Annotated in this window: 20 protein-coding genes; 12 read left to right on the top strand and 8 right to left on the bottom strand. The window is 61.2% G+C overall.

The features are described 5' to 3' along the window. The first annotated feature begins 148 nt into the window (after window positions 1-148). Genes tssE through U3648_RS02925 form a run of 6 tightly spaced genes read left to right on the top strand, consistent with a single transcriptional unit; the run spans window position 149 to window position 8067 of the window. Window positions 149-664 (top strand): type VI secretion system baseplate subunit TssE, encoded by a 516-nt coding sequence (gene tssE / locus U3648_RS02950; RefSeq protein ID WP_420857756.1) that lies wholly within the window; start codon window positions 149-151, stop codon window positions 662-664. Beyond that, window positions 661-2589, top strand: coding sequence for a type VI secretion system baseplate subunit TssF (tssF, locus tag U3648_RS02945; protein ID WP_420857755.1), 1929 nt, complete (start codon window positions 661-663; stop codon window positions 2587-2589). The genes tssE and tssF overlap by 4 nt, the downstream gene beginning before the upstream one ends. Beyond that, entirely contained in the window at window positions 2586-4028 is a 1443-nt protein-coding gene (gene tssG, locus U3648_RS02940; protein ID WP_420857754.1) for a type VI secretion system baseplate subunit TssG, read from the top strand. The genes tssF and tssG overlap by 4 nt, the downstream gene beginning before the upstream one ends. Window positions 4029-4073: 45 nt before the next feature. After that, window positions 4074-6791: a type VI secretion system ATPase TssH gene (tssH, locus tag U3648_RS02935; protein ID WP_420857753.1), complete on the top strand. Its 2718-nt coding sequence runs from the start codon at window positions 4074-4076 to the stop codon at window positions 6789-6791. A gap of 13 nt (window positions 6792-6804) precedes the next feature. Further along, window positions 6805-7584, top strand: a complete 780-nt coding sequence (locus U3648_RS02930) for a hypothetical protein (RefSeq protein WP_420857752.1) — start codon at window positions 6805-6807, stop codon at window positions 7582-7584. A gap of 30 nt (window positions 7585-7614) precedes the next feature. Continuing rightward, window positions 7615-8067 carry a hypothetical protein gene (locus U3648_RS02925; protein WP_420857751.1) on the top strand — a complete coding sequence of 151 codons (453 nt, stop codon included), beginning with the start codon at window positions 7615-7617 and terminating at the stop codon, window positions 8065-8067. Here the strand turns inward: U3648_RS02925 and U3648_RS02920 are convergent. From U3648_RS02920 to U3648_RS02905, 4 genes are all read right to left on the bottom strand, one after another. Then, the gene (locus U3648_RS02920) at window positions 8064-10427 is read right to left on the bottom strand and encodes a peptidoglycan DD-metalloendopeptidase family protein (protein ID WP_420857750.1); all 2364 of its coding nucleotides are present in this window, start codon (window positions 10425-10427) and stop codon (window positions 8064-8066) included. The two genes, U3648_RS02925 and U3648_RS02920, sit on opposite strands and share 4 nt — an antisense overlap. Window positions 10428-10454: 27 nt before the next feature. Beyond that, window positions 10455-11879, bottom strand: coding sequence for a peptidoglycan-binding domain-containing protein (locus U3648_RS02915; protein ID WP_420857749.1), 1425 nt, complete (start codon window positions 11877-11879; stop codon window positions 10455-10457). 142 nt (window positions 11880-12021) lie between these two features. After that, window positions 12022-13224, bottom strand: coding sequence for a peptidoglycan-binding protein (locus U3648_RS02910; RefSeq protein WP_420857748.1), 1203 nt, complete (start codon window positions 13222-13224; stop codon window positions 12022-12024). A 116-nt stretch (window positions 13225-13340) separates the two neighbouring features. Further along, window positions 13341-13757, bottom strand: coding sequence for a DUF1036 domain-containing protein (locus U3648_RS02905; RefSeq protein WP_420857747.1), 417 nt, complete (start codon window positions 13755-13757; stop codon window positions 13341-13343). A 145-nt stretch (window positions 13758-13902) separates the two neighbouring features. Between U3648_RS02905 and U3648_RS02900 the strand changes: the two genes are divergently transcribed. The 6 genes from U3648_RS02900 (at window position 13903) to U3648_RS02875 (ending at window position 17813) form a co-directional block, all read left to right on the top strand. Further along, on the top strand, window positions 13903-14319 hold the full coding sequence (locus U3648_RS02900) for a hypothetical protein (RefSeq protein ID WP_420857746.1): 417 nt from the start codon (window positions 13903-13905) through the stop codon (window positions 14317-14319). A 78-nt stretch (window positions 14320-14397) separates the two neighbouring features. Beyond that, entirely contained in the window at window positions 14398-14841 is a 444-nt protein-coding gene (locus U3648_RS02895; RefSeq protein WP_420857745.1) for a hypothetical protein, read from the top strand. A 50-nt stretch (window positions 14842-14891) separates the two neighbouring features. Then, window positions 14892-15548, top strand: coding sequence for a MotA/TolQ/ExbB proton channel family protein (locus U3648_RS02890; RefSeq protein WP_420857744.1), 657 nt, complete (start codon window positions 14892-14894; stop codon window positions 15546-15548). Window positions 15549-15557: 9 nt separating this feature from the next. After that, complete coding sequence (locus U3648_RS02885) at window positions 15558-16019, top strand: ExbD/TolR family protein (protein ID WP_420857743.1); 462 nt, start codon at window positions 15558-15560, stop codon at window positions 16017-16019. Between the two features lies 1 nt (window position 16020). After that, window positions 16021-16425, top strand: a complete 405-nt coding sequence (locus U3648_RS02880; RefSeq protein WP_420857742.1) for a biopolymer transporter ExbD — start codon at window positions 16021-16023, stop codon at window positions 16423-16425. Then, window positions 16422-17813: a serine/threonine protein kinase gene (locus U3648_RS02875; protein WP_420857741.1), complete on the top strand. Its 1392-nt coding sequence runs from the start codon at window positions 16422-16424 to the stop codon at window positions 17811-17813. Before U3648_RS02880 ends, U3648_RS02875 begins: the two co-directional genes overlap by 4 nt. Here the strand turns inward: U3648_RS02875 and U3648_RS02870 are convergent, their stop codons facing one another. From U3648_RS02870 to tssM, 4 genes are read right to left on the bottom strand one after another with little or no spacing between them, the layout of a single operon-like run. Continuing rightward, window positions 17814-20114 carry a serine/threonine protein kinase gene (locus U3648_RS02870; protein WP_420857740.1) on the bottom strand — a complete coding sequence of 767 codons (2301 nt, stop codon included), beginning with the start codon at window positions 20112-20114 and terminating at the stop codon, window positions 17814-17816. Continuing rightward, on the bottom strand, window positions 20111-20896 hold the full coding sequence (locus tag U3648_RS02865; protein WP_420857739.1) for a PP2C family protein-serine/threonine phosphatase: 786 nt from the start codon (window positions 20894-20896) through the stop codon (window positions 20111-20113). Before U3648_RS02865 ends, U3648_RS02870 begins: the two co-directional genes overlap by 4 nt. Then, window positions 20889-21593, bottom strand: coding sequence for a type VI secretion system-associated protein TagF (gene tagF / locus U3648_RS02860; RefSeq protein ID WP_420857738.1), 705 nt, complete (start codon window positions 21591-21593; stop codon window positions 20889-20891). The genes U3648_RS02865 and tagF overlap by 8 nt, the downstream gene beginning before the upstream one ends. Before the next feature lie 8 nt (window positions 21594-21601). Next, window positions 21602-25168 (bottom strand): type VI secretion system membrane subunit TssM, encoded by a 3567-nt coding sequence (gene tssM / locus U3648_RS02855; protein WP_420857737.1) that lies wholly within the window; start codon window positions 25166-25168, stop codon window positions 21602-21604. Between the last annotated feature and the right edge of the window lie 2 nt (window positions 25169-25170).

Here is a 25170-nt window from a genome sequence, read left to right as displayed (position 1 = left end):
CGACCAGGCTCGAACACCGGAAAAGTGGTGTCGGCCAGACTCTCTCCTGAACCGGGGCGGCGACACCCAGATGGCAACCAGAAGTGGCAGTTCGGACCAAGGCGGCAAACGCAGCTGGCAACGCGGCGAACGGTCGAAGGTGTCAGTGATGCATATCTTCCGTTCGGCGCATTACGAACATGATGCCCGGGTTGCCCGTGCCCGCACCGAAGATGGTGAAACGGAAATCACCCAACGCAGCAAGCAACGCCGGGAAGGCATGGACGAGGATTCGCTCAAGCGGCATCTTCAGGCCGATCTCAACGCGTTGATGAACACGATCCGGCTTGATTCCGCGGTATCTCTGGAAGACGCCCCGCATGTCATGCATTCGGTGCTGAACTACGGGTTTCGCGACCTGTCGGATGTGACGGCGCAGGATCTCAACAGCAGCTCGGTCGTCAAGTCGATCCGCGAATCCTTGCTGGATCATGAACCCCGGATCATCCCCGAAAGCCTTGATGTAAAGGTATCGGAGCGCGCCGGCGGAAACCGGCATCGTCTCTCGATCAGCGTCACCGCCGAATTGATGGGCGACCCTGTCGATGTTCCGATCGACTTTGATGCCGAAGTCGATCTGGGGGCAGGCAAACTGCATATGTCGGCACTGAGGGTCCAATCGTGAAAAAGGCATTCCGCGACGCATATAACCGCGAGCTCGCGATCCTGAAGGAACGGTCGACCGAATTTGCCGCCGACTATCCGGGCCTTGCCGACCGGCTGGGCGGGCTGATGGAAGAAAACCTGGACCCGGCCATTGCTGGCCTTCTTGAGGGGTCCGCCTTCCTTGCCGCCCGCGTTCAGTTGAAGATGGATGAAGAGTTTCGGACCTTCACCCACGAGCTCCTTGATCAGATTTTTCCCGATGCTTTGCGTCCCACGCCGAGCGCGATGCTGGTTCAGGCCAACCCGCCGTTCGGCGACAGCGACATAGTGAATGGGGTGCGCTTCGCCGAAGGCGAATACATGGACGCGCGGTTCACCGACGCGGACAAGCGTGTATCTTGCCGGTTCCGTCTTGCGGGAAATCTGGTGATGTGGCCGCTGGCAATCACCCGGCTGAAATATCATCAGGGTGCAGGCACCATCGGCGCGCTGGGCCAGGATGTTGCCCCCGGCACCAAAGCGGGGCTTGAGATAGAGCTGTCACGCATCGGCACCTCGGGCAAGCCCGCGCCGGACCAGCCCCTGTCCGAAGTGGATGTCGAAGACCTGCCGATCCATTTCATTGGTCCATTGGCTGAAGCAGTGCCGCTTTATGAACAGGTCCATGCTGGGCTGACCCGCGCCTCGCTGCGGTATGAAGACAAGAACGGCGATCCGGTCTTCTTGCGCTTATCACCCAAGGCAATCGAACAGGTCGGGTTTGACGAACAGGGGCCGCTGTTGCCGCATAATGGCGTTCTGTTCGAAGGTTTCTCGCTCTTGCGGGATGCCTTTGTCTTTCCACGCAAGTTCCTTGGCCTGCGGCTGACAGGGCTGAAGCAGGCCCTACGCCGGATCAAGTCTGGAAAGATGCAGCTGATCCTCGAATTCGACTCATCCAATCCGAACCTTGCCGCCCGGCTCGAGGCGGAACACCTGGGACTCTACTGCGTACCCGCGGTCAATCTCTTCGCCGAAAGTTCCAACTCTGTTCGTTTGGACAAGAAGTTTACGGAATATGTCGTCACGCCGGACAGCAGCCCGGTCACCCACTACGAGGTGTATCAGATTACCGATGTGGTGGCGCATTACGCCGGGCACCAGAACAAGGAAAAGGTCTATCCACTCTATGGGCTGCCACCAGACGGGCGCGACCCCCGGCAGACCCTTTACTATACCTCGCGGCAGAAGGGCCGCCGTTTGACGGCGAAGGAGCGCAGGTTCGGCGCATCGCGGTATCGGTATCGGGGGACTGAAACCTATATTTCCGTTTATGAGCCACCGGAGGCGGAACCTGCCCAGCGGTTACAAATCAAGACCCTGTGCACAAACCGGCACCTGACCGAGTATCTTCCCATCGCGCAGGCGAAAGACGAATTCTACCTTTGCGAGGATCAGACGGTGACCCTGTCTTGTGTGGCCGGACCGACTCCGCCTCGCGAATCGCTTCTGGACGTAGATCATCGCAGCGGCCACCGCGCGGCCGATGGGGACAGTCACTGGCGGTTGATCAGTTTCCTGTCACTCAGTTTCCACGGCATACTGAACGATAGGCGCGGCGCGGGCGCGGCCCCCATGCGCGAACTTCTGTCTCTGTTCGCCAACCTGTCCGACAGCATCACCGAAGCCCAGATTGAAGGTCTGAAGACGGTAGATACGCGGCCCGTTGTCCGCACGATCAGGCGCGAAGACGGGTTTCACCCCGCCCGAGGGCTGGAGATCAAGCTGACATTTGACGAGGACGAATTCGAAGGGTCGGGCGTGATCCTGATGGGCGCGATCCTCGACAGGTTTCTTGCCGAGTACGCGGCGGTGAACTCCTTTACCCAATGCGTTGTTGCCTCGATTCAACGGGGCGTGATCAAGACATGGCCGCCACGGTCGGGAACGGGTCCGCTCCTATGATCGGCGATGATGACATTCCGCCCGAAGAGGATAATGACCGGACGGTGATGATGCCGCTTCCAGTCGTGTCGGCGCCGAAGGCCGCTGACTTTGCAGAACCCGCAGCCGTTGAGGAACCGGACGACCCGCCCGTCGAGGAGGACCTCGTCACTGCCGCCGAATTGACCGAGGAAGAGGCCGCGGAGGCGACCGACGACGAGGATGACCCGTGGGGCAATCTGGATACCCTGGAGGAGGACGAAGGCCCGACCGCGCCAGAACCGGTCATAGACGAGGTTCCTGTTCCCGAAGAAGAACCCGAAACGATCGCTGATCCCGACATCGCGGAAGATATCGCCCCGGCCTCGCCGTTCGAAGGGTCGCCCGATGATCACCCGGCAGAGCAGATAGCCGAACGATCCGAAGGCCCGCCCCCGGCGTCTGCGACAGCTTCGGCAGAAAACCCGGACGATGTCGCGGCTTATGGATACTTGTCTCTGTTGCGGGTGCTAGAACGGGGAGCGGATGGCAAACCACGCATCGGACGAAGCCGGCGCACACGTGAAGAGATCGCCCGGCTGGGACAGGACCCGTTCCTTGCCTTCCCGGACAGTGACCTTAGCGCTGTGGATGTGTCCAAATCCCCACCCGTGGTCCGCCCCCGGTTTCTTGGGTTTTTTGGACCCTTCGGCGCGCTGCCGCTGAATACAACCGAAGAGGTCTTTCGCTGGACAGAAACGGGCGACCGCGCCTTTGTTGAGTTTACCGATATCTTCGCCACCCGGTTTCTGCAGCTGTTCTACCGTGCCTGGGCCGATGTCCGCAGCATCACCCAATTCGACCATCCCGATGATGACAGGTTCCAGAAATACCTCTTGTCTTTCGCGGGCCTTGGAACGCCTGCGTTCCGGGGACAGGCACTATTCCCCGATACCCTGCGATTGGGCTACAGCGGCCTGTCCGTCGGTCGGGTCAAGAGCCCGACGCGGCTGCGGCAAATGCTTGAAAAGCTACTTAATACCGACATTCGGGTCGAAGAGATGGTGCCCGGCTGGATGGAGTTCGAACCGGACGGGCTGGCCCGGCTTGGAGCCCAGGGATCGACGCTTGGGCAAGACATCCATTTGGGCAGCCGCATTCAGTCCATTGGCGAGAAGATCCGGCTGCATGTCCGAACCCGGACACTTGGCGCCTATCGCCGGTTTCTGCCGGGCGGCCCGGATCACGCCCATCTGGAAATGATCGTGCTGGGGTATCTGGGTGTTGCGTTCGAGGTGGACGTGGCCGTCTGGCTGCCACAGTCACAGGTCGAGCCTGCCCAGCTTGGAACCTCGGCGCAGCTGGGTTGGATGGCATGCGTTGCCCCGCCGGGGGGCAGCGACGCGCTGGTTCAGGGGACAAACTATCGTCTGGACCTCGAACACCATGCTGACGCGGGGGAAAAGGCGCAGGCGGCATGACGCACAAGATATTAACAGCAATCGAATTCAGGGGGACACAGGGACATGACTGATATCAGCATCGAGAAATATGCCGGCAAAATGAACCGGGCCGGCTATGACGCCTTTATCCAGGGGATGCGTCACGCGCGGACCGAACGGAACCGATATGTGGATATTCCCCATTTCCTGTTCAACGCGGTGTCCAACCAGAATGCGGATATCTCCGTCACGCTGAACGGCCTTGGGCTCGACCGTGGGCGGGTGCTCAAGGACATTGATCAGGCGATGGCCGCGCTCGACAAGAACGTGACGGAAACGCCGGGCATTTCGGAAACGCTGGCGGATGCGCTGAACCACGCATGGACCTACGCCACCCTTCTGTTTGGCGAGGCGCAGATCAGGACCGGCCATGTCCTCGTCGCCCTTCTGAACGATCAGAACCTCAAGCGGGCGGTGCTGCGCTGTTCCAAGGAGTTCGACAAGATTTCAGTCGATCAATTGTCGGCAGAGGCGCGGACCCTTTGGGCTGACAGCGAAGAAGACGACATGCGGCCGATGGACGGGTCGGGTCTGTCCTCCGGCGGCGGGGCTGCCGCGGATGGGGATGCCCGTGCCGGGGCCTCGACCGCGCTGGGCCGGTTTGCCAAGGACATGACCGCAAACGCGGCAAGCATGGACCCGATCAAGGGGCGCGATGACGAGATCCGCCAGATCATCGACGTGCTTTTGCGGCGTCGCCAGAACAACCCGATCCTGACGGGCGAGGCCGGGGTCGGCAAGACCGCCGTGGTGGAAGGGTTCGCGCAGCGTCTGGCTAAGGGAGAGGTGCCGCCCAAGCTGAAGGGCACAAAGCTCTACGAGTTGGACATTCAGTCGATGCAGGCGGGTGCCTCGATGAAGGGCGAGTTTGAACAGCGCCTGAAATCGGTGATCGACGAGGTTCAATCCTCGCCAACGCCAATCATCCTGTTTATTGACGAGGCGCATACCCTGATCGGTGCGGGTGGTGCGCAGGGGACGGGCGATGCCGCCAACCTGCTGAAGCCCGCGCTTGCGCGGGGGACGCTGCGGACGATCGCCGCGACGACCTGGTCGGAATACGCCAAATACTTTGAAAAAGACCCGGCGCTGACCCGGCGGTTCCAGCCGGTGCAGGTGGACGAGCCGGATATCGAAAAGTGTTGCTACATGCTGCGCGGTATCCTTGCGCCGATGGAAGAACACCACAACGTTCGAATCTCGGACGAGGCGATCGTGGCCGCCGTGACCCTGTCCGCGCGCTATATTCCGGCGCGGCAATTGCCGGACAAGGCGGTGTCGCTCTTGGATACTGCCTGTGCGCGGGTGGCGGTCAGCCAGTCGTCCACCCCGGCCCGGATCGAAGACCTGCGCCAGAAGATCGCGGCGATCGAGACCGAGATCGCGGGCAAGATCGCCGAACGTGATCTGGGCGAAACGAACGAGGACCGCATCCCCGAGGCCGAGGCTGAAAAGGCAGAGGCCGAGGCGCAGCTGGCCGAGTTGGAGGCCAAGTACGAAGCCGAGAAGGCCCTGGTCGACAAGGTTCTGGAACTCCGCAAATCCATCGCGGTCGCCGAAGGCGGCAACGTGGACGAAGTGCCCGATGCCCGGCCCGAAGAGGAAGACGCCGCAAGTGATGAAGCGGCGGAGGAATTGGCCGAAAAGCTGGACCCGGCCAAGGCCCGCGAAGACATGCAGGCCACGATGGCCGAGTTGGAGAAGGGCAGCCCTGACGACCGGATGGTCTATGCCCATGTCGATGCACAATCTGTTGCGACCATTATTGCGGATTGGACGGGTATCCCCGCCGGCCGGATGATGCAGGACGAATTGGAAAGCATCCTTAACCTTGCCGACCACCTCAAGGAGCGGGTGATCGGGCAGGACCACGGCCTGACCGCGATCGCCAAGCGGATCGAAACCAGCCGCGCGGGCCTGTCCAACCCCGACAAGCCGATTGGTGTCTTCATGCTGTGCGGCCCGTCGGGCGTCGGCAAGACGGAAACGGCCCTTGCCCTGGCAGAGGCGCTTTATGGTGGCGAGACGAATATCATCACCATCAACATGTCCGAATTCCAGGAAGCGCATACCGTTTCGCTGCTGAAAGGGGCGCCTCCGGGCTATGTGGGCTATGGCGAAGGCGGCCGCCTGACCGAAGCGGTCCGGCGCAAGCCCTATTCCGTCGTTCTGCTGGATGAGGTGGAAAAAGCGCACCCTGACGTGCACGAGCTGTTCTTCCAGGTCTTTGACAAGGGGATCATGGAAGATGGCAACGGCCGTCCGATCAACTTCAAGAACACGCTGATCCTACTGACGTCAAACGTGGCGACGGATGTGATCATGGACCTGTCGAAGAACGGTGAAGACATCCCCGATCTCGAAGTGCTGGAAGCCGCGATGAAGCCCGCGCAGCTAGAGGTCTTCCCTCCCGCACTGCTGGGCCGGATCGTGTCCATCCCCTATTTCCCGCTGGGCAAAGAGGTTCTGGGCGGCATCACCAAGCTGAAACTGAAGTCGGTCCAGAAGCGGATGAAGGGCGCGCATGGTGCAGAGCTGGTCTATGGCGATGACGTGACAGACCATATCGTCGACCAGTGCCGCGACCCCGACAGCGGTGGCCGCATGATCGACAACATCATCACCAATTCGATCCTGCCGGACCTGTCGCGGCAAGTACTTGGGCGCATGGTATCCGGCGAGCCTATCAAGAAAGTGACGGTCAGCGTGAAGGACGGGGCGTTCGACTACGGTTTCGAGTAGGAGGTGAAGCTGGATGAGTAGCGATATCATCGTCGGCGTGGACGGGACTGGCCCGTCCAGCGACGATACCTATGCGAAGGATTTCAAGGACAGCTTTGTTCAGAAACTCTGCCGCAACACGCCCGGGTTTCGGGTCCACGATTACCATCGTGGACCCACGACCCACGGACTGGAAACCGTGGGCAAGGCCCGGCACGCCTATGACTTTGCCAAGGGCACCTATACGATCTTTTCCAAGCTGCACGCGGAAAAGCCAAAGCTGTTCCCGAAGCCGCCCCGGATTTTCCTGACCGGATACAGCCGGGGCGGGGCGGCCGTGATCGAAGCGGCCTACAAGCTGAAAGAGGCGAAGATTCCGGTACATGCGATGCTGCTATTCGACGCGGTGGATCGGTCCATCGTGGACGACCGCGTGAACACCATCCCTGACAATGTGAAATACTGTTTTCACGCAGTTCGGGCGGACAGCGCCGAAAGCCGCGAGATCTTTGGCAATTGCGGACGCAAGGCGGCGGGCAAAGTGTTCTACCTTGAGCGGTCGTTTCACTGCACCCACGGCGCGATGGGCGGGTGCCCATGGAAAGAGGCCGGCGAGGACGGATACATCGAGGAAGTGGGCGCCGGATTCAAGACCAAGGCCGCGACCTTTGCGGCGGGCGGAGTGCTTGGCCTCTACGCCCTGCACAAGATCGACAAGACCAAGGTCAAGATGAAGCAGGAACTGGAAGGCCGGGACGCGGTCTGGGCCTGGATGCACAAGCTGTTTCTGGTGGCCAAAGCAAATTACAAATAGATTTTGTCATACGATTTGGAGGTGGTGCGGATGGCGTTGGATTGGATGTTGGTGAAAGGGCGGAACGACAAGGCCATCGGTGCGGTCGGGTTCGTGGATAACAAGGCCGCAGTCATCATTTCCTTCTACGATGACCATGATTTCAATCAGGACGGAACGGTTAGCTGGAAGGAAAAGGCACAGTCCTTTCTGCCCTTCATCGGCAAGAAGGGCCGTGTTCTGGCCGAGGTTGCAATGCAAGCCTATGCCACCCCCGACATCGCCATGCGTGACCCGGCCATTCGCCAGATGGCCTATGGGCAACTGGTGTCTTTTGCCCAGGACCTGATCAAGGAAGGTATCTATACCGTCTACTTTGCCCGAGGGGTGAAGATGGCAGGAAGTGGCCTTGCCGTGCTTGTGACATCGAACACGATCAAGCAAATGGTCATACGAGAAGGGTTCAAAAAGATCGTCAAAGAGGCCTTCGACGCAGCGATCTAGCCCTCTTCGATGATCGGTTCGATCAGGTCCATATAGGCCCGCACTTCGGGTGGGACGGGGCGTGCGCGGGCGATTGCGACGGTTGGCGCGTTGCCCATCTTTCGGTCGGCCCATGCCCAAAGGTCGGCAATGGTTTTCCCCCGCAAGAAGCCATTCGCCCGAACCACACCTTCCCCCATGATATCGACGACCATCGCGTCGGGCGGGGCGTTCAGCGCCGTGTTCGCCCCCGCCGGACCAAGGAAGTGCGACAGGTAGAGCCGCCCCGGCGTAATGGTATGGCCGCGCGACCGGAGGTAGGCCTCGTTCTCGCGGGCAAGGTTGGTGACCATTTCGCGGGACAGTTCCGGGTTGGTCCGCAGGGCCAGAAGGTCGGCCCGCGACATGGATTGCGCAAGATCAGGACGGTAGTTGTTCATCATCCGGATCCACGTGCTTTCGATGAATTGGCCAAGCCCCACGGCGGTGGAATTGGGGTTGGCGGCATCGGCACGCCCGCCACTTTCGACTGCGATGATCTGGTTGACCAGCGCCTCGACCGCGTCCGACGACGACCCGCCGCCGGGCCGCCCGCCGGTTCCGGGGGCGGTCAGTGGGTCGACAGGGGTGCCATTCAGCCAGAATTCAAAATGCAGGTGCGGCCCGGTGGACCGCCCGGTCGTGCCGACATAGCCGATCAGATCGCCCGCCCGAACCTGGCTTCCCTGACTGATCCCGTCGGCGAAGCGGTCCATATGGGCATATCGCGTCTGCCTGCTACCGGGATGGTCAATGTAGATGACGTTGCCATAGCTGTCGCTGACCCGTTTGGAGGAGATGACCCCGTCAGCAGCGGCGTGGATCGGCGTGCCGGTCGGCGCGGCCCAATCGACACCGTTGTGGTTGCGCAGCTGGCGCAACACAGGGTGCATCCGTGGGCCGAAGTCCGATGTCTTGGTGCCGCTGACCGGGATGATCAGCCCGCCGCCAATCCCACCGACCGCACCGCCGCCGCCGGGCGCGAAGCACCCGTAGCCTTCGGTCACCGGGTCGGGCACGACATAGCAGTCGATCGTCCCCGAGGGGCCGCGCACCCCGGCATAGAGAATCTGACCGGCACCGGCCCCCTCGCTGCCCGGCTCGGTCGCATAAAGGATAGTGACCCGGTCGCCGACCGCCGCGAAGCGGTCCAGATCGTGCCGCTGGCTCATCATCACCACCAATTCACCGACCAGGGTCGTTGAAAGTCCGTTGCGAATCGCGGCGGAATAGAGCGCGTCCAACAGGCGGATATCGCGTTGCTGGGTTGCAGCGGGTCGCACGTCGTCGGAAAGGGTTAGCAGATCGGTGTCGATCCACGGGTCAGCCCCGGTGTCGAACCGTCCCGCGCCGACTTGCGCAAGTGTGCCCACATATTCCTCGCCCAGGTAATAGGACATCTGCACCAATTGCGGACCGCGCACATCGGGCCGGACCCGCATTGCCACGATGGCCCCGGCGGGCACCTGTCCTTCAATCCCGATCAGTCGCGCCGCCGCCGAAGCGGCGAGGCCGGCACCAGCTTCGTCGATCCCGGCCGACGTGATGATCTCGGTCAGGTCGCGGGCCGTCTGGTTGACCACGATGTTGTCTTCGTAAAGGGGAAGCCGCTCGCTCTCTCGAAGAAGAAACGCGACGCTGGTGGTGTTCTCGATCTGGGTTTCGACGTAGGTGGCCGTGTCGTCCTCGGTCACCCCATCGGAGCCACCGATCAATTCGCCCCAACTGCCGTCCGCCCCGTCGACGGAAACAACGTCACCTGCTTCCGCTTCGACCTGCGGGCCGCTGGATTGTGGCCCGGTTTCCGAGAGGGCTGCGATCCCCTGACTGCGCTGGGCTTGGAAATAGGCCAGATCCTCGCGCGAAGACGGGATCGTTGTTACCAGCCGGGTTTCCTGCAACACCAGATCGTCCCGCAACAGGGCCAATCTGTCCGGACGCGGGAACCCGACACGCGCCGCGGGCAGGGCTGTCGGCCCTTCCAGCCGCGACCCTTCTTCCAGCCCCGAACTGTCAAATCGCAGGATCATCGGGTCCTTGGCGATGTCGATGAACACAGCGCGGGCGGCAAGAATACCTGCCTCTGCGCTTCCGGCGGTCTGGACCATCGCGAACCCATCATCCGCGACTTGCAGCGATCCGTCTTCGTTGGCCGTGACCGTCGCTGCAGATGTGTCGCGGTTGCCGATAGCCTTTGCGCCCACCCATCCCAGAAGTCCCAAAATCGCGATCCCTGCAATGCCGGAGAGGGCCAACAGGGCCCGGCGCGCCTTACGCCGCGTTTTCCGCTTGCGGGACCGCTGGCCGGAGTTCCTGAAGCTTGGATCGACGTCGAAACTCATCGCTTTGCGCCCCGGTTCCGGATCATGTCAACGGAAGACCCCGCCAAGGTTCGAGTTGCTGAGGCCACCAGACGGGGCCGGTGCGGGTGCCGGTGCGGGCGCTGGGGCCGCCGGGCGCGGCGCGGGCTGGGACGTTTGTGTTCTGGTTGTGGTGGTTGTTCTCGGGGCAGGCGCGGCTGCAACTGGCGCCGGGCATTCGATCTCGTCTTGAAGGATGACCTGACGGAACAGGTCGACGGTCGGTTCGCGGTTCACCGGTTCCAGACCTTCGATCTCGGCGAAATAGCGATCGACCGACGCGCGGCTGCCATTGCCCCAAACCCCGTCGATCGTCGAGGTGTAGCACCCCATCCGCGCTAGTTCGGTCTGTAGAGCGCGGGCCAGCTCAACGTCCGGGGGGTCGAAGGCACCACCGTCCACAAGTGTCTGGAACAGGTCCGGATCGGAATCGCGCAATGCCCTGCGCGCGTCGAGGTTGTCAAACGTGATCTCGTTGGAATTCACATCCCCGACGTCGTCTTCGACAACGTCAAAGCTGGCCTCCTGTCCTTCGATGATGCCGATGATAATCGAAGGGGTCGGCAAACCAGCGGCAACGGGCAGGGCGGCGATCTGCGCAGCAGGCGGCGCAACGAAGATCACGGTGTTGTCGTCCACAACTGACAAATCCTGCGCCGCTGGCCTTGCGGCGCTGACGACATCGGAGGATGCAACCGGCTCGACGACCGGGGCGAGCGAAACAACATCGTCCCCAATCACGCTTACGATCGGGGAATCCGCATCAATCACCGGACCGGTATCGACCGTCACGACAAGAGAAGTGTCATCCTCGGTCGTGGTGACGGTGACCGCATCAGACGGCGCCACGATCGGACCGGGCGCGGTTGCCTCGGCGGCCATGGGAATCGGGGGGATGCTGTCCGCCCCGACCCAGAGTCCAGCCAGCCGCTCTTGCAGGGTTGGTTCTACCCCGTTGATGATCCGATCCGTAAGTTGCCGATCCGCGGTTTCACAGGCTCCGTCTGGCCCGGCGCTTGCCGCGATATAAAGCGACAGGCCCGCGGGAATTTCGGGAGCCTGAATGCGGCCCGCCATGCCGGGGCTGCCTGCGCAATCCTCGATCAGCAGGACGACCTCTGTCGTTCCTGCGGCGGCATAGGCAGACAGTAGCCCGCCCACCGCCGACCGCGCGTCACCGCCGCCCTGCCCCATCAGGATCGGTCCAGCGGACTGCACCGCGATCGGACCCGCGAAATAGATCATGACCCGTGGAGAGCCGGCCATCTCCGACGTGGCCGCGGCCATCGCGTCGGCGCCAAGTTCACGGCGCAGGGAAACATTTCCAAGCCCGGCGGCCCGAAGCGCCTCTGACGCATGAAAGCTATCTGCAAAGGCGGTTGGGGCGCTGCGCGACGGGTTCCCGATCACCAAGACAGACCAATCCTGCGCCATCGCGGGAAGCGCGCTGGAAAGTAGGACGGCACCAAAAAGACCTGATCTCAAGTAACGCACGGGCAGCTGTCCAAATCATGACTCGTTATGAGCCTATCACAAGGCAAAGGAGCCTGTCTTGTCCACCACGGACTCACAATCTTCAGTTGATTTCTATTATGAAAGAGTGGGAGGTTCCCGATGTGTCGTTCCAACCGGCCGCGCTAACGTTCTCGCGTTCACGGTCAAAACTGATAATCGCATAGCGTTCCGGGTTGCCCTGCCCCGATCGGTTGTTGGGTTCGTTCCGCCGCCAGTTCTGGTAGCTGAAAGGTTCGCCGGACAACCATTCCCAACCGCCATCCGGTTCGCGACTTCCTGGCGCCTGGAGAAGGCCAATTGTGGGGCCTGCACCCTGGGGTGAGAAAAAGCTTGGGTCGTCTTCGATCAGGTCGATAATGAAATTGCGCTCCGCACGGCTGGTGATGCTGACCAACTCGCCGCCAGCATCCTGCGCCAAGTTTGACATTGTCATGAAGCCGCCAGTCCAGGACATGCTGATCGTGATATATAGTCTGTCGTCGTAGTAGCCCCAGTTCCACTGCCCCTTTGCTTCCAAGGCACCGGCCGCCCGGATCAGGCGCGGATCGTCATATAGGACCGAAAGCGCGTCGGGGTCATAGGGTCTGGCTGGCCGGAAGCCGTTCGCGGCTAGGCCAGAATAGTCCGCGTTTTGCGGGTCGAGGCCGAGAGAGGACAGGACAAAAGGCGAAATGACTCCGGTGATCGGCATGTTGTTCGAGACTTGGTAGCTTTGCAGTTGGGCCCGGGTTTTCGGCCCGGCGACTCCATCCGGCGTTCCGGTATCGAAACCGGCGGTATTCAGCGAGCGCTGGACCTGCCGGACGGTTTCGGTCGTGACGCCAAGGTCTCGTTCAATCCGCGACTGTAGGTTGCGGTTTAGGTCGAATGGCCGGGTGTTGCGGATCGACGCGCGCGCGACCCCACCTGCGTTTCCGTTGCCGGACAGTGCGATCATGCGGGCCAACAATGCGATATCCATTTCAAGAAGTATGTCTGGATCGGTCGCTTGGTCTGGAAACCGATCCAAATAACGCTGCCAACCTTCGAGAGTGGTCAAGGATCGGGCTGCCACCTGTTCGGGGCTTGGGGCCGGTTGAGCGGCTTCGGGTGCTTGTTGCGAGCGTTGGTCCGGTTCGCCGATGATGATGGAGGGTCTGGGTGCGTCTTCAAGAATTCGGACCGGCAACGGCGGGTTGGCAAGCGGGGCAAGGACGATCGTTGTCTGTTCGCTTGCCGGTGTGGTCAGCGTCGCCGCGTTCCAGGGGTCGATGATTTCGACCAATGTCTCCTGCGCAAGACTTGGTCTGACAAACATCAGAAGCAAACCGAAGGTTATGTATGCAGATCGGCCTAGTCGCATTAGCAATTCCCGGGGCACTGTCTGACCCGTCAATACTCCTATCCTGAAGGCGGTGGCGTCAGGAACAGTGTCCAGCGCTCGGTTCGGAGGGTGTCGACCTCGTGAAATGGGGCTTCGATAAAGCCGCGAACAACGCAGTCAGTCTCTCCTCGGATTTCAAACCTGTTGGGCGCGACACACATCCGAGTCGCCCCTGATAGAACCGTCTTGCCAAAGACATCCTGTGCAAAAACATAGACGTAGCGAACAGAAAGCTCCTCGTCGATCACGTTTGCACATTGATTTGGCCCGATGGTCCACCAGCCCGACGTTTCGAACACATTTTCGTCGAATTGTCCGATTGCCACATTGACCACGTCAAAGGTCTGGTTGCAGACAGCGAATTCGGCCTTCACGCTTGTGCCGAAAGCATGGAAAATACCTGCAATTACAATGGCTAATATGGGATTTGGCATTCTTTGTCCGCACTCTGTCAAGGCTAGACTAAGCGTTGTTACATCTAAAGCGAAGTGTGAATTCGGTCACATAAATCCGCCGATCGATGGGTTTGAGTATGCAGAACCCCTAAAAAAACGCGTTCAGCTCTGCTATATTAGGAGCATGAAACGCATTTGGCTTCTTTCAGCGGCCGGTATCGGCCTTTCCGTTGCGGGCGCATTCGGGCTTTCGGTTGCTCAGGCAGCGATGTTCGAACCTGTCGCGGCGACCGAATTCGCTGCTGGTGCGAGCTATCATGAAGATGGTCAATCGATTGAGCCGGTAGTTGCTTCCGTTGCGAACAATCTTCGTCAAAGTCAGGAACCAATCTTGTCCAGAGAAGTCCTGATGCCAGCCGATGTTGCGGTATTCGGTCTTTACGGACAAGAGGTGCCCGCGACAGGCGACGAGAGCGAAATCACCGTCGCGCAGAATTCGCCGACGTCTGGGACTGTAGTCTACCCCATGCCGCCGAACACGGCAGGCACAGGCGGAGATCAGGGGCTCCAATCTCTCTGGTTGCTCGGCGTTTTTCGCTAACTTCCGGTTGACTTGAACGGCCCGTTCCTCCTCAAATGGCAGGGTAATTGATGCCAAGCTGATTTTTTGGGGGGCCAAATGTCGAAATCTTTCAATGGTGTTATCCGCGGACTGGCGATCGCTGGTTTTTTCGCACTTGGTGCGACGACGGCATTCGCACAGGACGAATCCAGCTTTGACCTGCAGTTGAACGCTGCTGCGGATACGACCGCCGGAAGCTGCCGTTTGACCTATGTTGCCACCAATCAGTCTGACCAGGCATTTGACCGAACCGCCTATGAGGTCGGCATTTTCAACGCCGAAGGGGCCGTAACGCGGCTGCTGGTGCTTGAATTCGGGTCGCTTGTCGCAGGCAAGACCAAGATCCTTCAGTTCGACCTTGCCGAAAGCAGCTGCGCGTCAATTTCCCGGATCGTTGTAAACGATGTGGCGGCCTGTACGCTGTCAGATGGAACTGAATCCGAATTCTGCCTGTCGAACCTTGTCGCCAGTTCCCGAACCGCGATCCAGTTCGGTATTTGATCCAAGCCCTCAAGTTGGGGCTTTCGGGCCCCGTGATCGGAGCCTGACCGATGTCTTCCCTGTTCGAATCCATGCCACTGGACCTGTTCAATCCGGCGACGGTAGCCATTTTTGTGACACTTGCCGGCCTGTCCTTCATCGCGGTGGCGGTGGGCCTGTACAAGACAGTCCAGTTTTCGCGCCTTGGCGTTGGTCGTCGCAAGGCGGCTGACCAAATCCTTGAAAGCTGGCTTTCCGGCAAGCCGGATGATGCCATTCGCGAAGCAGCGGGCCGCCGGTCGGTTCTTGCACGTGTGCTTCAATCCGTCTTTTCCGGCTTGCAATCGCGCCCCGGTGACGCCGCCTATGCCGAAGAACTGGGTCGCCAGTCCGCGATTATCGAACTTGCACGCATGTCCGAACGGATGCGTCTTCTGGACATGGTGGTTCAGGCCGCGCCGATGCTCGGTCTGCTTGGAACTGTGATCGGGATGATTGATGCCTTCAGCGTCTTGTCGCTTTCGGAAGGCGCGGTCGACCCTGCGGGGCTTGCTGGCGGTATCTGGTCCGCCCTGACCACGACCGCCGTCGGTCTCGGCATTGCGCTGTTCTCGTTCTTTATCGCGACGTGGTTCGAGGGCCAGATCGACCGGGAGCGGAACCTGATCGAAGCGGTGATTTCTGCGGCGATCCACGGGCGGGTCGATCCGAACGCCCGGCTGGGATAGGGCGCGTTCATGTCCGGGAACTCGCGCCTTAATCTGCCGGTGCGCAAGCGAAGCTACCGCTTTGCTCTGACCCCGCTTGCGGACGCGATGTTCCAGTTGCTGATCTTCTTCATGCTGTCGTCCAGCCTGACGCCCTATTCCCTGCTGACGCTGCAAAGCGCCTCCGGAGTATCGGACGAACAGGCCACCCCAGGTGAAGAAACGACCGCATCGGACGTGCCCGAGGAAACCGCCGAACCGGGTGATGTCGCCCTGTGGACGGTCGAGGCCGGATCGGTGTTGGTTGGTGGCCAGTCTTTTGGCTTTGAAGCGCTATCGGCGCTAGCCGGCGCGCTTGGAACACCCTCGGCCCCGGCCGATGTCATTCTGGTGGTGCGAACGACCGCACAGGTTCAGGACATTGCGACTGTGCTGGAGGCCCTTCAGGCCGCGAACGTCGCTTCTGTTCAGGTCTCGACGGGGGCGATCTGACATGGCATTGCGCAAGGTTCTTCCCCCAGACGCGAACCGGTTGAAGGTCGATAACTCGTTCTTCATCGTGAATATTGTGCTCTTGCTGATCCTGTTCTTCTTGGCCACGGGTCAGTTGCTGAATTCCCCCAGCTTTGGCGTGGAACTGTCGGAAACCGAAGAACTGCCGGTCGAGGTTCTGCCGTCCCCCCTGTTGATCGTGAACGGGGATGGTTCGCTTTCCCTGGATGGTGAACCAATTGCGGCCGAATTGCTGGGGCCGGCGTTGGCTGATCAATCCCGCGTGCACCTGTTGATCCCCAAAAATGCGCCGGCCAGTCAGTTAATCGAACTTCTTGCCCGCCCGGAACTGTCCACTGTCGAAGTCAAACTTGTCACGATCCACTACAGGGGAGAGGAGGAATGAGCTTCCTTCCCTATGGGCGCGGATCATTCAGCGGCTGGACGCTGGCCTATATTGCGTCGGGCGCTGTCCATGCCGCCGCTGTGGCGGGTTTCATGGGGGCCTTCGCCGATGCTTTCACGAAAGAAGAACAAGCGCAGGACGTTTCCTTTGTGGTGACCCTTGAACGGCTGGATGCGGATACGCTTGCGGGGATTGTGGAACAGGAAGGCCTTGCCGGGGCAGAGGGAGAGGTCGAGGACGGTACTGACCCGGAAAGCCTCGAGCCGGAAGAAGTCGCTGCTGCCACTGAGGAGCCCGTCGAACCAGAGGTGCCTGAAACGCCAGAGGAAACACCGGCGGAAGAATTGACTCCGGAGACGCCCGAGGAACTGGTTGCTGAAACGCCAGAGGCGCTTGAGCCCGAAACAATTGCCGCCGCACCTGTGGAAGAACCTGAAGCACCCGCGCCGCTGGAGCCCGAAGTTCTTGCACCAGAGCCTGTCGCGCCGGAACCGGTCATAGCAGAGCCGGTGCAGTTGGACGACCCCGACCTGAACCCGATCCTGCCGGAAACGATCGCGGCCTCCCCCGTCATCGCCGAACGAGAAACCATTTCTGCCGCGGCGCCACCTGCCGCGCCGATTGCTCCGACACCGGGCCCCGAACCGGAGGTCATCGCAGCAGCGCCGTCTGCCGCAACCGAGACAGTCACGGCCATTTCGTCTGCACCCGTATCGCCGCCAGCATCAGAACAACCCCGCCCGGTCCGCACCGCGGCACCGCCGTCCGAACAGGATCTTGCAATCGGGGACCTGATCCGGCGCATCCGTGCCGCGCTGACCGACCCTTGCCTGATCGCCTTGCCGCGTCGGGATGGACCCGACGGCGTCGGGATCGCAATGATCTCGGCACGCGACGGTGCGATGGAAGACTTCGCACAGGGCGTACTGACGGCCGAAGATTCGGATATTCGTCAGACCCGGACCCTTGTTGACCCACGCCAATGCTCCGCCCTGACCTATGTTCGCCAAAACGTGGATTATCCGGCAACCCGTATGGGGCTGCGGATTGACAACCTTGAAATCGCATCGGGCGGACGGCTGACCGGGGTTCTTCGCGGCGGGTCGGGCCGGTACATCACGCTTTTGCTGGTGGACGACAACGGGGTTGTCCAGGACCTCCAGCGGTTCATGACCTTCTCGGGAAATCTTGCACGGTTCGACGTTCCAGTGACGCGAAGCGGGCCGCCGCGCGATACCAGCCAGATCCTTATTGCGCTTGGCACCGTCCGCCCTCCGACCCAGATCAGGGAACGGAACGGGCAACTGGCCGAGGATGTCTTTGAAGGCCTTTCCGGTGATCTTGCCGACGGCGCCTATCTGGCGATTTCGACCTTTGACGTCAGGTAGCTACTGCGGATCGGGCTCTGCCGTCTGGCCTGTGTTGTTAGGCTCTTCTTCGGGGGCGGGCGGGGCAGGTGGTGTCAGAAGTATATGCGACAACGCCGCCACCCCTTGGCCATCGCCATTCGCAATCTCGTCAAGGATCAGGGGCAAAAGCGCCGATGCATCTGCACCGTCACGTGCCGCGGCCGCGTTGACCAGCGGTTCGGGTGTGGCAATCGCAAGAAGCAATTGCGGCGCGGCCTCTGCGCCTTGCGCGAGAGAAAGGCCAAACCGGAAGCTGCGCCGGTCGCCTTGCGCGGCTGTTAGACGTCCCGTCAAGTTATAGACACCGCCTTTGGGCGTGATTAGCACGAGCCAGATGTTTCGGCCTTGACGGTCCGTGATTTGACCGTTGATCGGCTGTCCGCTTTCGACCTCTGCACTGTCCAGAACCATCGCAACCGGGTCCAATCCGCGGCCCTGCAATCCCTTGGCCAATGCCAAGGCCGCACATTGTTCCGGTGTGATCTGGCTTTCCAAAATGGCAGGCCGGGCCCCGAATTTCTCTTCATATGCGGTCGGAAGGCCGGTGAATGCCGTCGTGTCGGTTGCAAACCCTTGCACCATCCCAAGGTTCGGCCCCGCCGAAACCCGCGCGGCATAGGTGCATGGGCCGGTATCCAGCGCGGCAAGGAACCCCTCACGCGTGTTCTCTTCCAACGGGGGTAGGCCAGTCGCGGGCTGGGCAGTTTCTGTGGCGCTATTCGTGTCAGTGGAGGGTCCGGCGCTGCCGATCAGTCCTTCGGACCAGGCGTAATACCCAGCGCCACCAAGCGCCGCGACAAAGACGATCCCTAACAGGCCAAGGGCCCCGCCACCGCCCTTCTTCGGCATCGGCGTCGGCGGCAGGCTCGCGCTGCCGGTCACACTTGGATTGACGGTATTGGTTGTCGGGGGCTGTTGCAGCCCGCTGACAGTGATTGGGGCCGGTGCATAGCTCTTGCCAATGCCGGTTGTAACCCTGCCACCCCGCGTAGTTGTGGAGCCCCGAGAAGGCGGAATGGGTAACCCATCCAGATACTGAGGCGGAATATCTTCCGGGTAGTCGATCAGTTTTACCACGTCCGCCATGGAGGGCAGACGGTCTGCTGGATCAGGTTCCAGCATATAGGCAAGGATCGGGCGGAATTCTTCCGGCAGCGACGAAAGATCGGGAATAGCCTGGCGCGCCTGGACGGCCTCCACAATGGACCCGCCCATATCGAGCGGCTTTCCCAGCATCGCGGCAGCCATCAACAGGGCAAGGCCGTAGATGTCAGTGCGCGGGCCGATCTCTCCGCCGAAATGGCCAAGCTGTTCGGGAGACACGTATTTGAACTTGCCCGCGAATTGACCGGCCATGGTCCCTTCCTTGACCACGTTCGATTTGGCGATGCCAAAGTCGATCAGCAGGGCCTCGGCAACAATTCCATCGGGCAACATGACGTTATCGGGCGACAGGTCACGGTGGATCACGTCACGGCCATGCGCCTTTTCCAGCCCCTTCGCCAGACGGCGCAAGAGCGTCCAGGCCGCTTCGGTTGTGATCGGACCGTTCTGTGCCGTGTAGTCGGACAGGGGAACGCCTTTGATGAATTCCATCACAAGGCAGTAGCGGTCGATCTCGGGGTCTTTGACGAAGTTGTAGTATCGAACGATCGCCTCGTCCGACAATTGGCTAAGCGTTCGCGCTTCACGCATGAACATCAGCCCGACCTTTTCATCCTCCGCCAGTTCAGGAAGCACGACCTTGATCGCGACCGGGTCGCCGGTAAAGACGTTCTCCCCGTGGTAGACCTCGCCCATACCGCCAGCCTTGAGAACCTCTTTGACCTCGTAGTTGTTGTTGATCAGCGTTCCGACGGCGACTGTCGGACCACCGCTCTCCTTGCGGGTGGCGGGCGGCGCTGGGGTCGGGGCGGCACCTGCAAATCTGGTGCTGTCATCTTCGTTGGGTTCGTCCGTTGCCGATGGTTGGCTTGGCGGGACGGACCCCGCAGGCGGGGCCGCAAATTGCGTGCGGTCGTCTTCGTCCGCGGGTGCGGGGTCAGGGGGCGTGGCGGAAGGTGCAGGCGCGAATTGCGTCCGATCGTCATCTTCTTCATCGCCAACATCGGGTGGCGTCGTCGGGGTCGGCGGGATCGTCGCTTCGGACTCTTCCTCGACCGCCTGCGGCCCGCCAGGAAGCGGAATGCCGCCAATCCGCGTCCGATCATCGTCCTCGGGTGTGGCCGGGTGTTGCCCTGCGACGGCCGGCTTGTCCTTGTCTTCCGGTCCAGAGGTCATTCGGTCACGTCCACTTCTATATCGGCCTCGGTTTCGTCCGTTTCGGCCACGGGCGGCAGGCATTGCATGACGATCACAGTCACGTTGTCCTTGGCCCCACGTTCAAGGGTCAGTTCGATCATGCGATCGCAGGCGCCTTGCGGATCATGCGCCCCGACGATCGCAGAAATATCGTCGTTGGTAAGGTGTTCGGTAAGGCCATCCGAACACAAGACGAACTTGTCCCCGACCCGAAGCCTGTCGCCCATGACATCACATTCCGGCACATCGGCGACGCCGATTGCCCGGGTTATCACGTTCTTGCGGGGCCAGACGGCGGCCTCGTCCGGTGTAATACTGCCCGCATCCAGAAGGGCCTGAACCTCGGTATGGTCGCGGGTTTGCTGTTCCAGATACCCGTCACGCAGCCGGTAAATGCGGCTGTCCCCGGACCAGATGCACGCATAATCCTGACCATCGACCAAGAGCGCGACGACCGTCGCGCCGATGGTTCCCTGGTTCAGCTCTGCGGCGTGATCAAGGATAAGTTCGTTGGCGCGTCCCAAACGCTCCATGAATCGCGCCTGCATATCTTCCGCGGACCCGGGAACGCCCATGGAGAACAGTTCACGAACGATGGTCTGACTGGCAAAGTCGCCCGCGGCATGCCCCCCCATTCCATCGGCGACAACCCAAAGTCCTGCCTCGGGACGCGACAGAAAGCTGTCCTCGTTGACCGTGCGGACGCGACCCACGTCCGTGGCCTGACCCGTCCGAAAGGCAAAGAAGTCCGTGCTATGCATGCGAAGCGTCCTTGTGGCGTGGCATAGGAGTGTGGAAGGTGCCGCCTGACAACAGCCAGCCAAGCCCGGCGGCGTCGGGCAAACCGGCCTGACCAAGCCAGATCGCCGGGGCCGATCCGGATTGGCCCGGTGCCCACCAATAGCTGCGGTTGGTCATGGCGCGAGCGGCATCCACGGGACCGGCCGCGCGCAAAAGGGCCGCAAGGTCGCCATCGGGGTGATGGGCCCAAATCAACGATCCTTCGGCGCGTTGCGCGTCGGTTTCGGGTTGGATGCCGATGGCATCGGGATCCAGACCGCCCAGCAGGCTGGATGCGCCGGCCGGGCCGGGCTGGGCCGTGGAAAGATGGGTTTCGAACGCGTCATACAGACCCTGATCGGGGTCCGCGACGGGCGCGGCCCTGTCGACGCCTTCGGCCAACATAAGGAATGGGAACCGGCGCCCGACTTTGTCACGCGATGGGACGAGAACCCCGGCCAGTGTTGCGCCCGAAATGGATCTGCCGACCCAGAACCGAAGCGTGATCGACCGGTCCCAGAAATCACTCCAGCCGTCACCAACTTCGGTCCGCAGCTTGTGCAACGATCCATCAAGCCATTTCGATAGACCTTCTGCCACAGGGTCCGAGATACCGTGGCGCAGGAAATCGCCGAAGCCCGGATGTTTTCCCATGATCCCGATCGAAACGGCCACCATTCCGCCCCCTAGTCCAGTGAGACAGGGCAGGAGAAGTCGAACAGCTCTGGCATCAGGAACGGTACCGTCGTGCTGTCAAACTCGATCCGGTAGGTGATCGTCCGACCGCCGATTTCGTGGGTCACCTGAACGACATTCCCATCGCGGCGCGCCCTGCCCTGCCGCAGGAAATCGACGATGGACCAGCGCCCGGCGTTGAAATCAAGCCGCGAGGGTCGTCCGCGCTGGGCCGGGAACAGCTCGACACTGACGCCACTGCCTTCACCCGGCCAGATCAGGCCTGCGGGCGCATCGGCGGGGCGTGTCTGCACCTGACCACCGTTCACCGTCAGATGCGCCAGATCAACGGTCGGGCTGGATGACACATGGGTCACAAACATCGACACCACCGGCTCCGGCGTGCCCGAGAAGAAGGCCGCCCGAATTGCCTCGGCCCGGTCGAACTGTGCCAGTGCGGCGGTCGACAGCCGTTCACCAATCGGGCTGCCCGGAACCGGACGCAGCCCGTCCGGCGTGCGGGTAACATGGGGTTGCAGGTTTGTGGAATAGAACCTGTCCATCCGGCCGCCCGGCCCAAAGAATTCCCCAAAAACATTGGAGGCGACATGCCGCCCGTTGCCGAAGGGGAACAAGGGTTCGATGAACTGCTGGCAATACTGGGTGATGTCTTCGTTCAGGGCGCGGTTCAACTGAGCCATCGTCGCATCCTGGGCAACGGTGCGGAATTCGCCCTCGATCTCGGACATCAGCCGCGCGGCAGGTTCCGGCAAGGAGGTGTTGTTCACTGTCAGCGCCGACAAAAGCTGTTGCAGCATCGTGTCGTCCATCGGGGTGGGCGATTTCGCGGCAAGGTGCCGGTTTTCCCGAAGGTCGCCTATGGATCGAAGCAGGGCATCAATCGGGCGCGCGCCGGGATCGCCGCGCAACAGAACATGCCAGTTTTCAAAGCTGTCCGAAATGCGCTCGACCTGACGGCGTTGGGTGTCCTCGCTTGCGCCACCCGCCCGGTTTTGCGACTTCGCGCCATCCTGAAGCCAACCGAGAAGCACGCGCTGGAAGGTGCCGGAAGAGGAATACATCCGGTTGAATGCCGCATCCCCTAATTTGTCCCCCAAACCGCCAGAAGCCAGTTCGGCGGGGGTCATGCCCTCGACCGCGTCATAAAGGCGGGTCAGGCGGGTTTCTTCGTCGACAGCTTCAACCAGATCAAGAAGTGGCGAACCAACAGGCGAGGCCAGGGCGGCAAGACCGTCGTAGCGCGGCGAATCGTTGGCCATTGGCGCGATGGTGATGTTGTCCAGCATCGCGGTCCATTCCGCCTCGAAGTCGCGCTGGTAGAGTCGGTGAAGTTCCCGTTCGAGGCTGGCAAGTTGGGTGTCATACCCAACCCGGGTCGCAGCGTCACCCAGCACCCATTGGTCGTCTTCAAGACGTTGCCGCGCGGCTGTCAGTTCCTCTAGAAAGAAGCCCCAATACCCCTGGAAGGTGAACATTCCCGGCACGCCAACTTGGTCCAGCGGGGTGCCATCGGCAGTGACGAACACCCGGTCGATCTGGCCGGATACTCGTTCAACAAGGTTGAAATCGCCGATCCCGCTGGTCACGGCACGATCCTTGATCGAGGCATAGGCCTGTTCTGCAAGCGGCAGGTTGACGATGGCCTCCTGTGCGGAGCGGACGATTTCCGGGTCGATGGTGATTGTGGTCGTCAGGTCATCGTCCAGTTCCAGCATCGCGGCAAGATGCGCCTCGAGCTGGTCGCGTTCGTCGAATTGCCCGGCGCTGGGGAAATCTTCACGCCAGACATCGGCGAAATAGGCCTGAATTGCCGCATCGTCGGGGGCGCCGCCCTGCTGCCCGCCCAACAGGATGTAAACCTTGAGCGCCCGATAGACCGCGGCGGTATTGGAATCCGCGATAAGCTGTGGGATTTCGTTTTCCATATGCAGGATCAGACGGGGGCGCAGCATCCGTTCCAGTGCGTCGGAATAGGCCCGTTCGGCCGCGTTGTTGATGCGGCGATGCTGGCCAAGGCCAAGCCCTTCGAGGATTCCCGGCTCTACCGGATCACCATAGCCTGCGGTCATCAGGCGCAGGTCTTGCAGGTAGGGCATGACAAGCGAAGGGTCGGTATCGTCGATGACGTCGCGCCGGATTTCATTTTGCGCGTCGCCGAAGTAGGCTCGTGCCTCTGCCTGTGCCGTGCGCACAAGGTTGGCGTTCTGCCAGAAGCTCCAGCCAAATGCGGCCATGGTGCCCAAGGTCGCGATGGTGATGAGAACGACAGCGACAGTGCGCAAGAGTGCAGTGCGCCGGACCGCGCCGGCGTCATGGCTGACCCAATCGCTTTCCTCGAAAATCACCTTTTTAAGGAGGTCGTGGAGGAAATAGCTTTTGCCTTTGCCCGACATGAAGGCGGGCTGGAAACCAGCCCCATCGTCCTGATTGCGCGCCATCGCGCCAAGGACCTGGTCGATGGGCGTGCCTTCTTGGGTCCCCGAGGTGAAATAGAACCCGCGCAGAATCGCGTTCGTTTTGTAGCGGGTCGGTTCAAAGACCCGGCGCGTGAATTCGGTGATATTGCCGCGCAGTAGGGCCATCTGACCGGGCAGGCCAAAGACCGAAATCCGGCTGACCCCGTCCGGTTCCTCGCTCATGCGGTCAATGACTTCGTCGGACAGGCGGCTGACCAGCTTGTCGAACTCGGCTTCGACGTTTTGCCATGTCTGGGCGCTGCGGTCCTTGGTCTGGAATGTTGCGCCCCAGACGGCCTTGCGCCGGGACATGCTGAACGAACTGAAGTATTCACGGAATCCCGCGATCAGGTCGGCCTTGGTGAACAGGACGTAGACCGGGAAGTCGATCTTCAGAATGTCGTGAATTTCGGCAAGCCGTTTGCGCACGGTTTCGGCGTGTTGGGCAACGCTTTCGGCATCGCCGGTCATCATGTCTTCGACCGAAAAGGCAAGGATCACACCGTTGATCGGCTGGTTCGGGCGGCCGCGTTTCAGAAGGGACAGGAAACTGTCCCAGCTGGCCTTGTCGGCCTCCGCGTCGCTGTCTTGCGTCGTGTAGCGACCGGCCGTGTCGATCAGGACCGCATCTTCGGCAAACCACCAGTCGCAGTTACGGGTGCCGCCGAACCCTTCGACCGCATCACCCAGCCCCTCGGACCCCGGAAATTCGATACCTGAGTTCTTAAGTGCAGTCGTCTTCCCGGCGCCCGGTGGGCCAACGATGATGTACCACGGCAGGTCATACAGGTAGGTCTTGCCGCCGGACTTCTTCAGCTTGGTCAGCGCTTCGGACATGCGTTCGGCCAGAACCTTGCCGTCGCCGACTGGCTCCTGAACCAGCTCTGCTTCAAGCGCTTTGGCGGCCTTGCGGCGGCGGCGCCATTTGATGAACCACGTCAGGAAGATCAGGAACAGGATCGCGCCGATGATGCTGGCACGCAGCCAGACCTCGGCCATGATCTCGATCCCGGTCATCGGGAATCCGAACCAGATCCCGGCGATGATCGCGATCAGGCCAATGAAGACCATGATCTTCTTGAACCAACCCTTCTTGAACATCT

Origin of the sequence: Marivivens marinus (genome assembly GCF_035969385.1) — a bacterium.
Lineage (GTDB): Bacteria > Pseudomonadota > Alphaproteobacteria > Rhodobacterales > Rhodobacteraceae > SELP01.
This window is presented reverse-complemented; position numbering and strand designations above follow the sequence as displayed.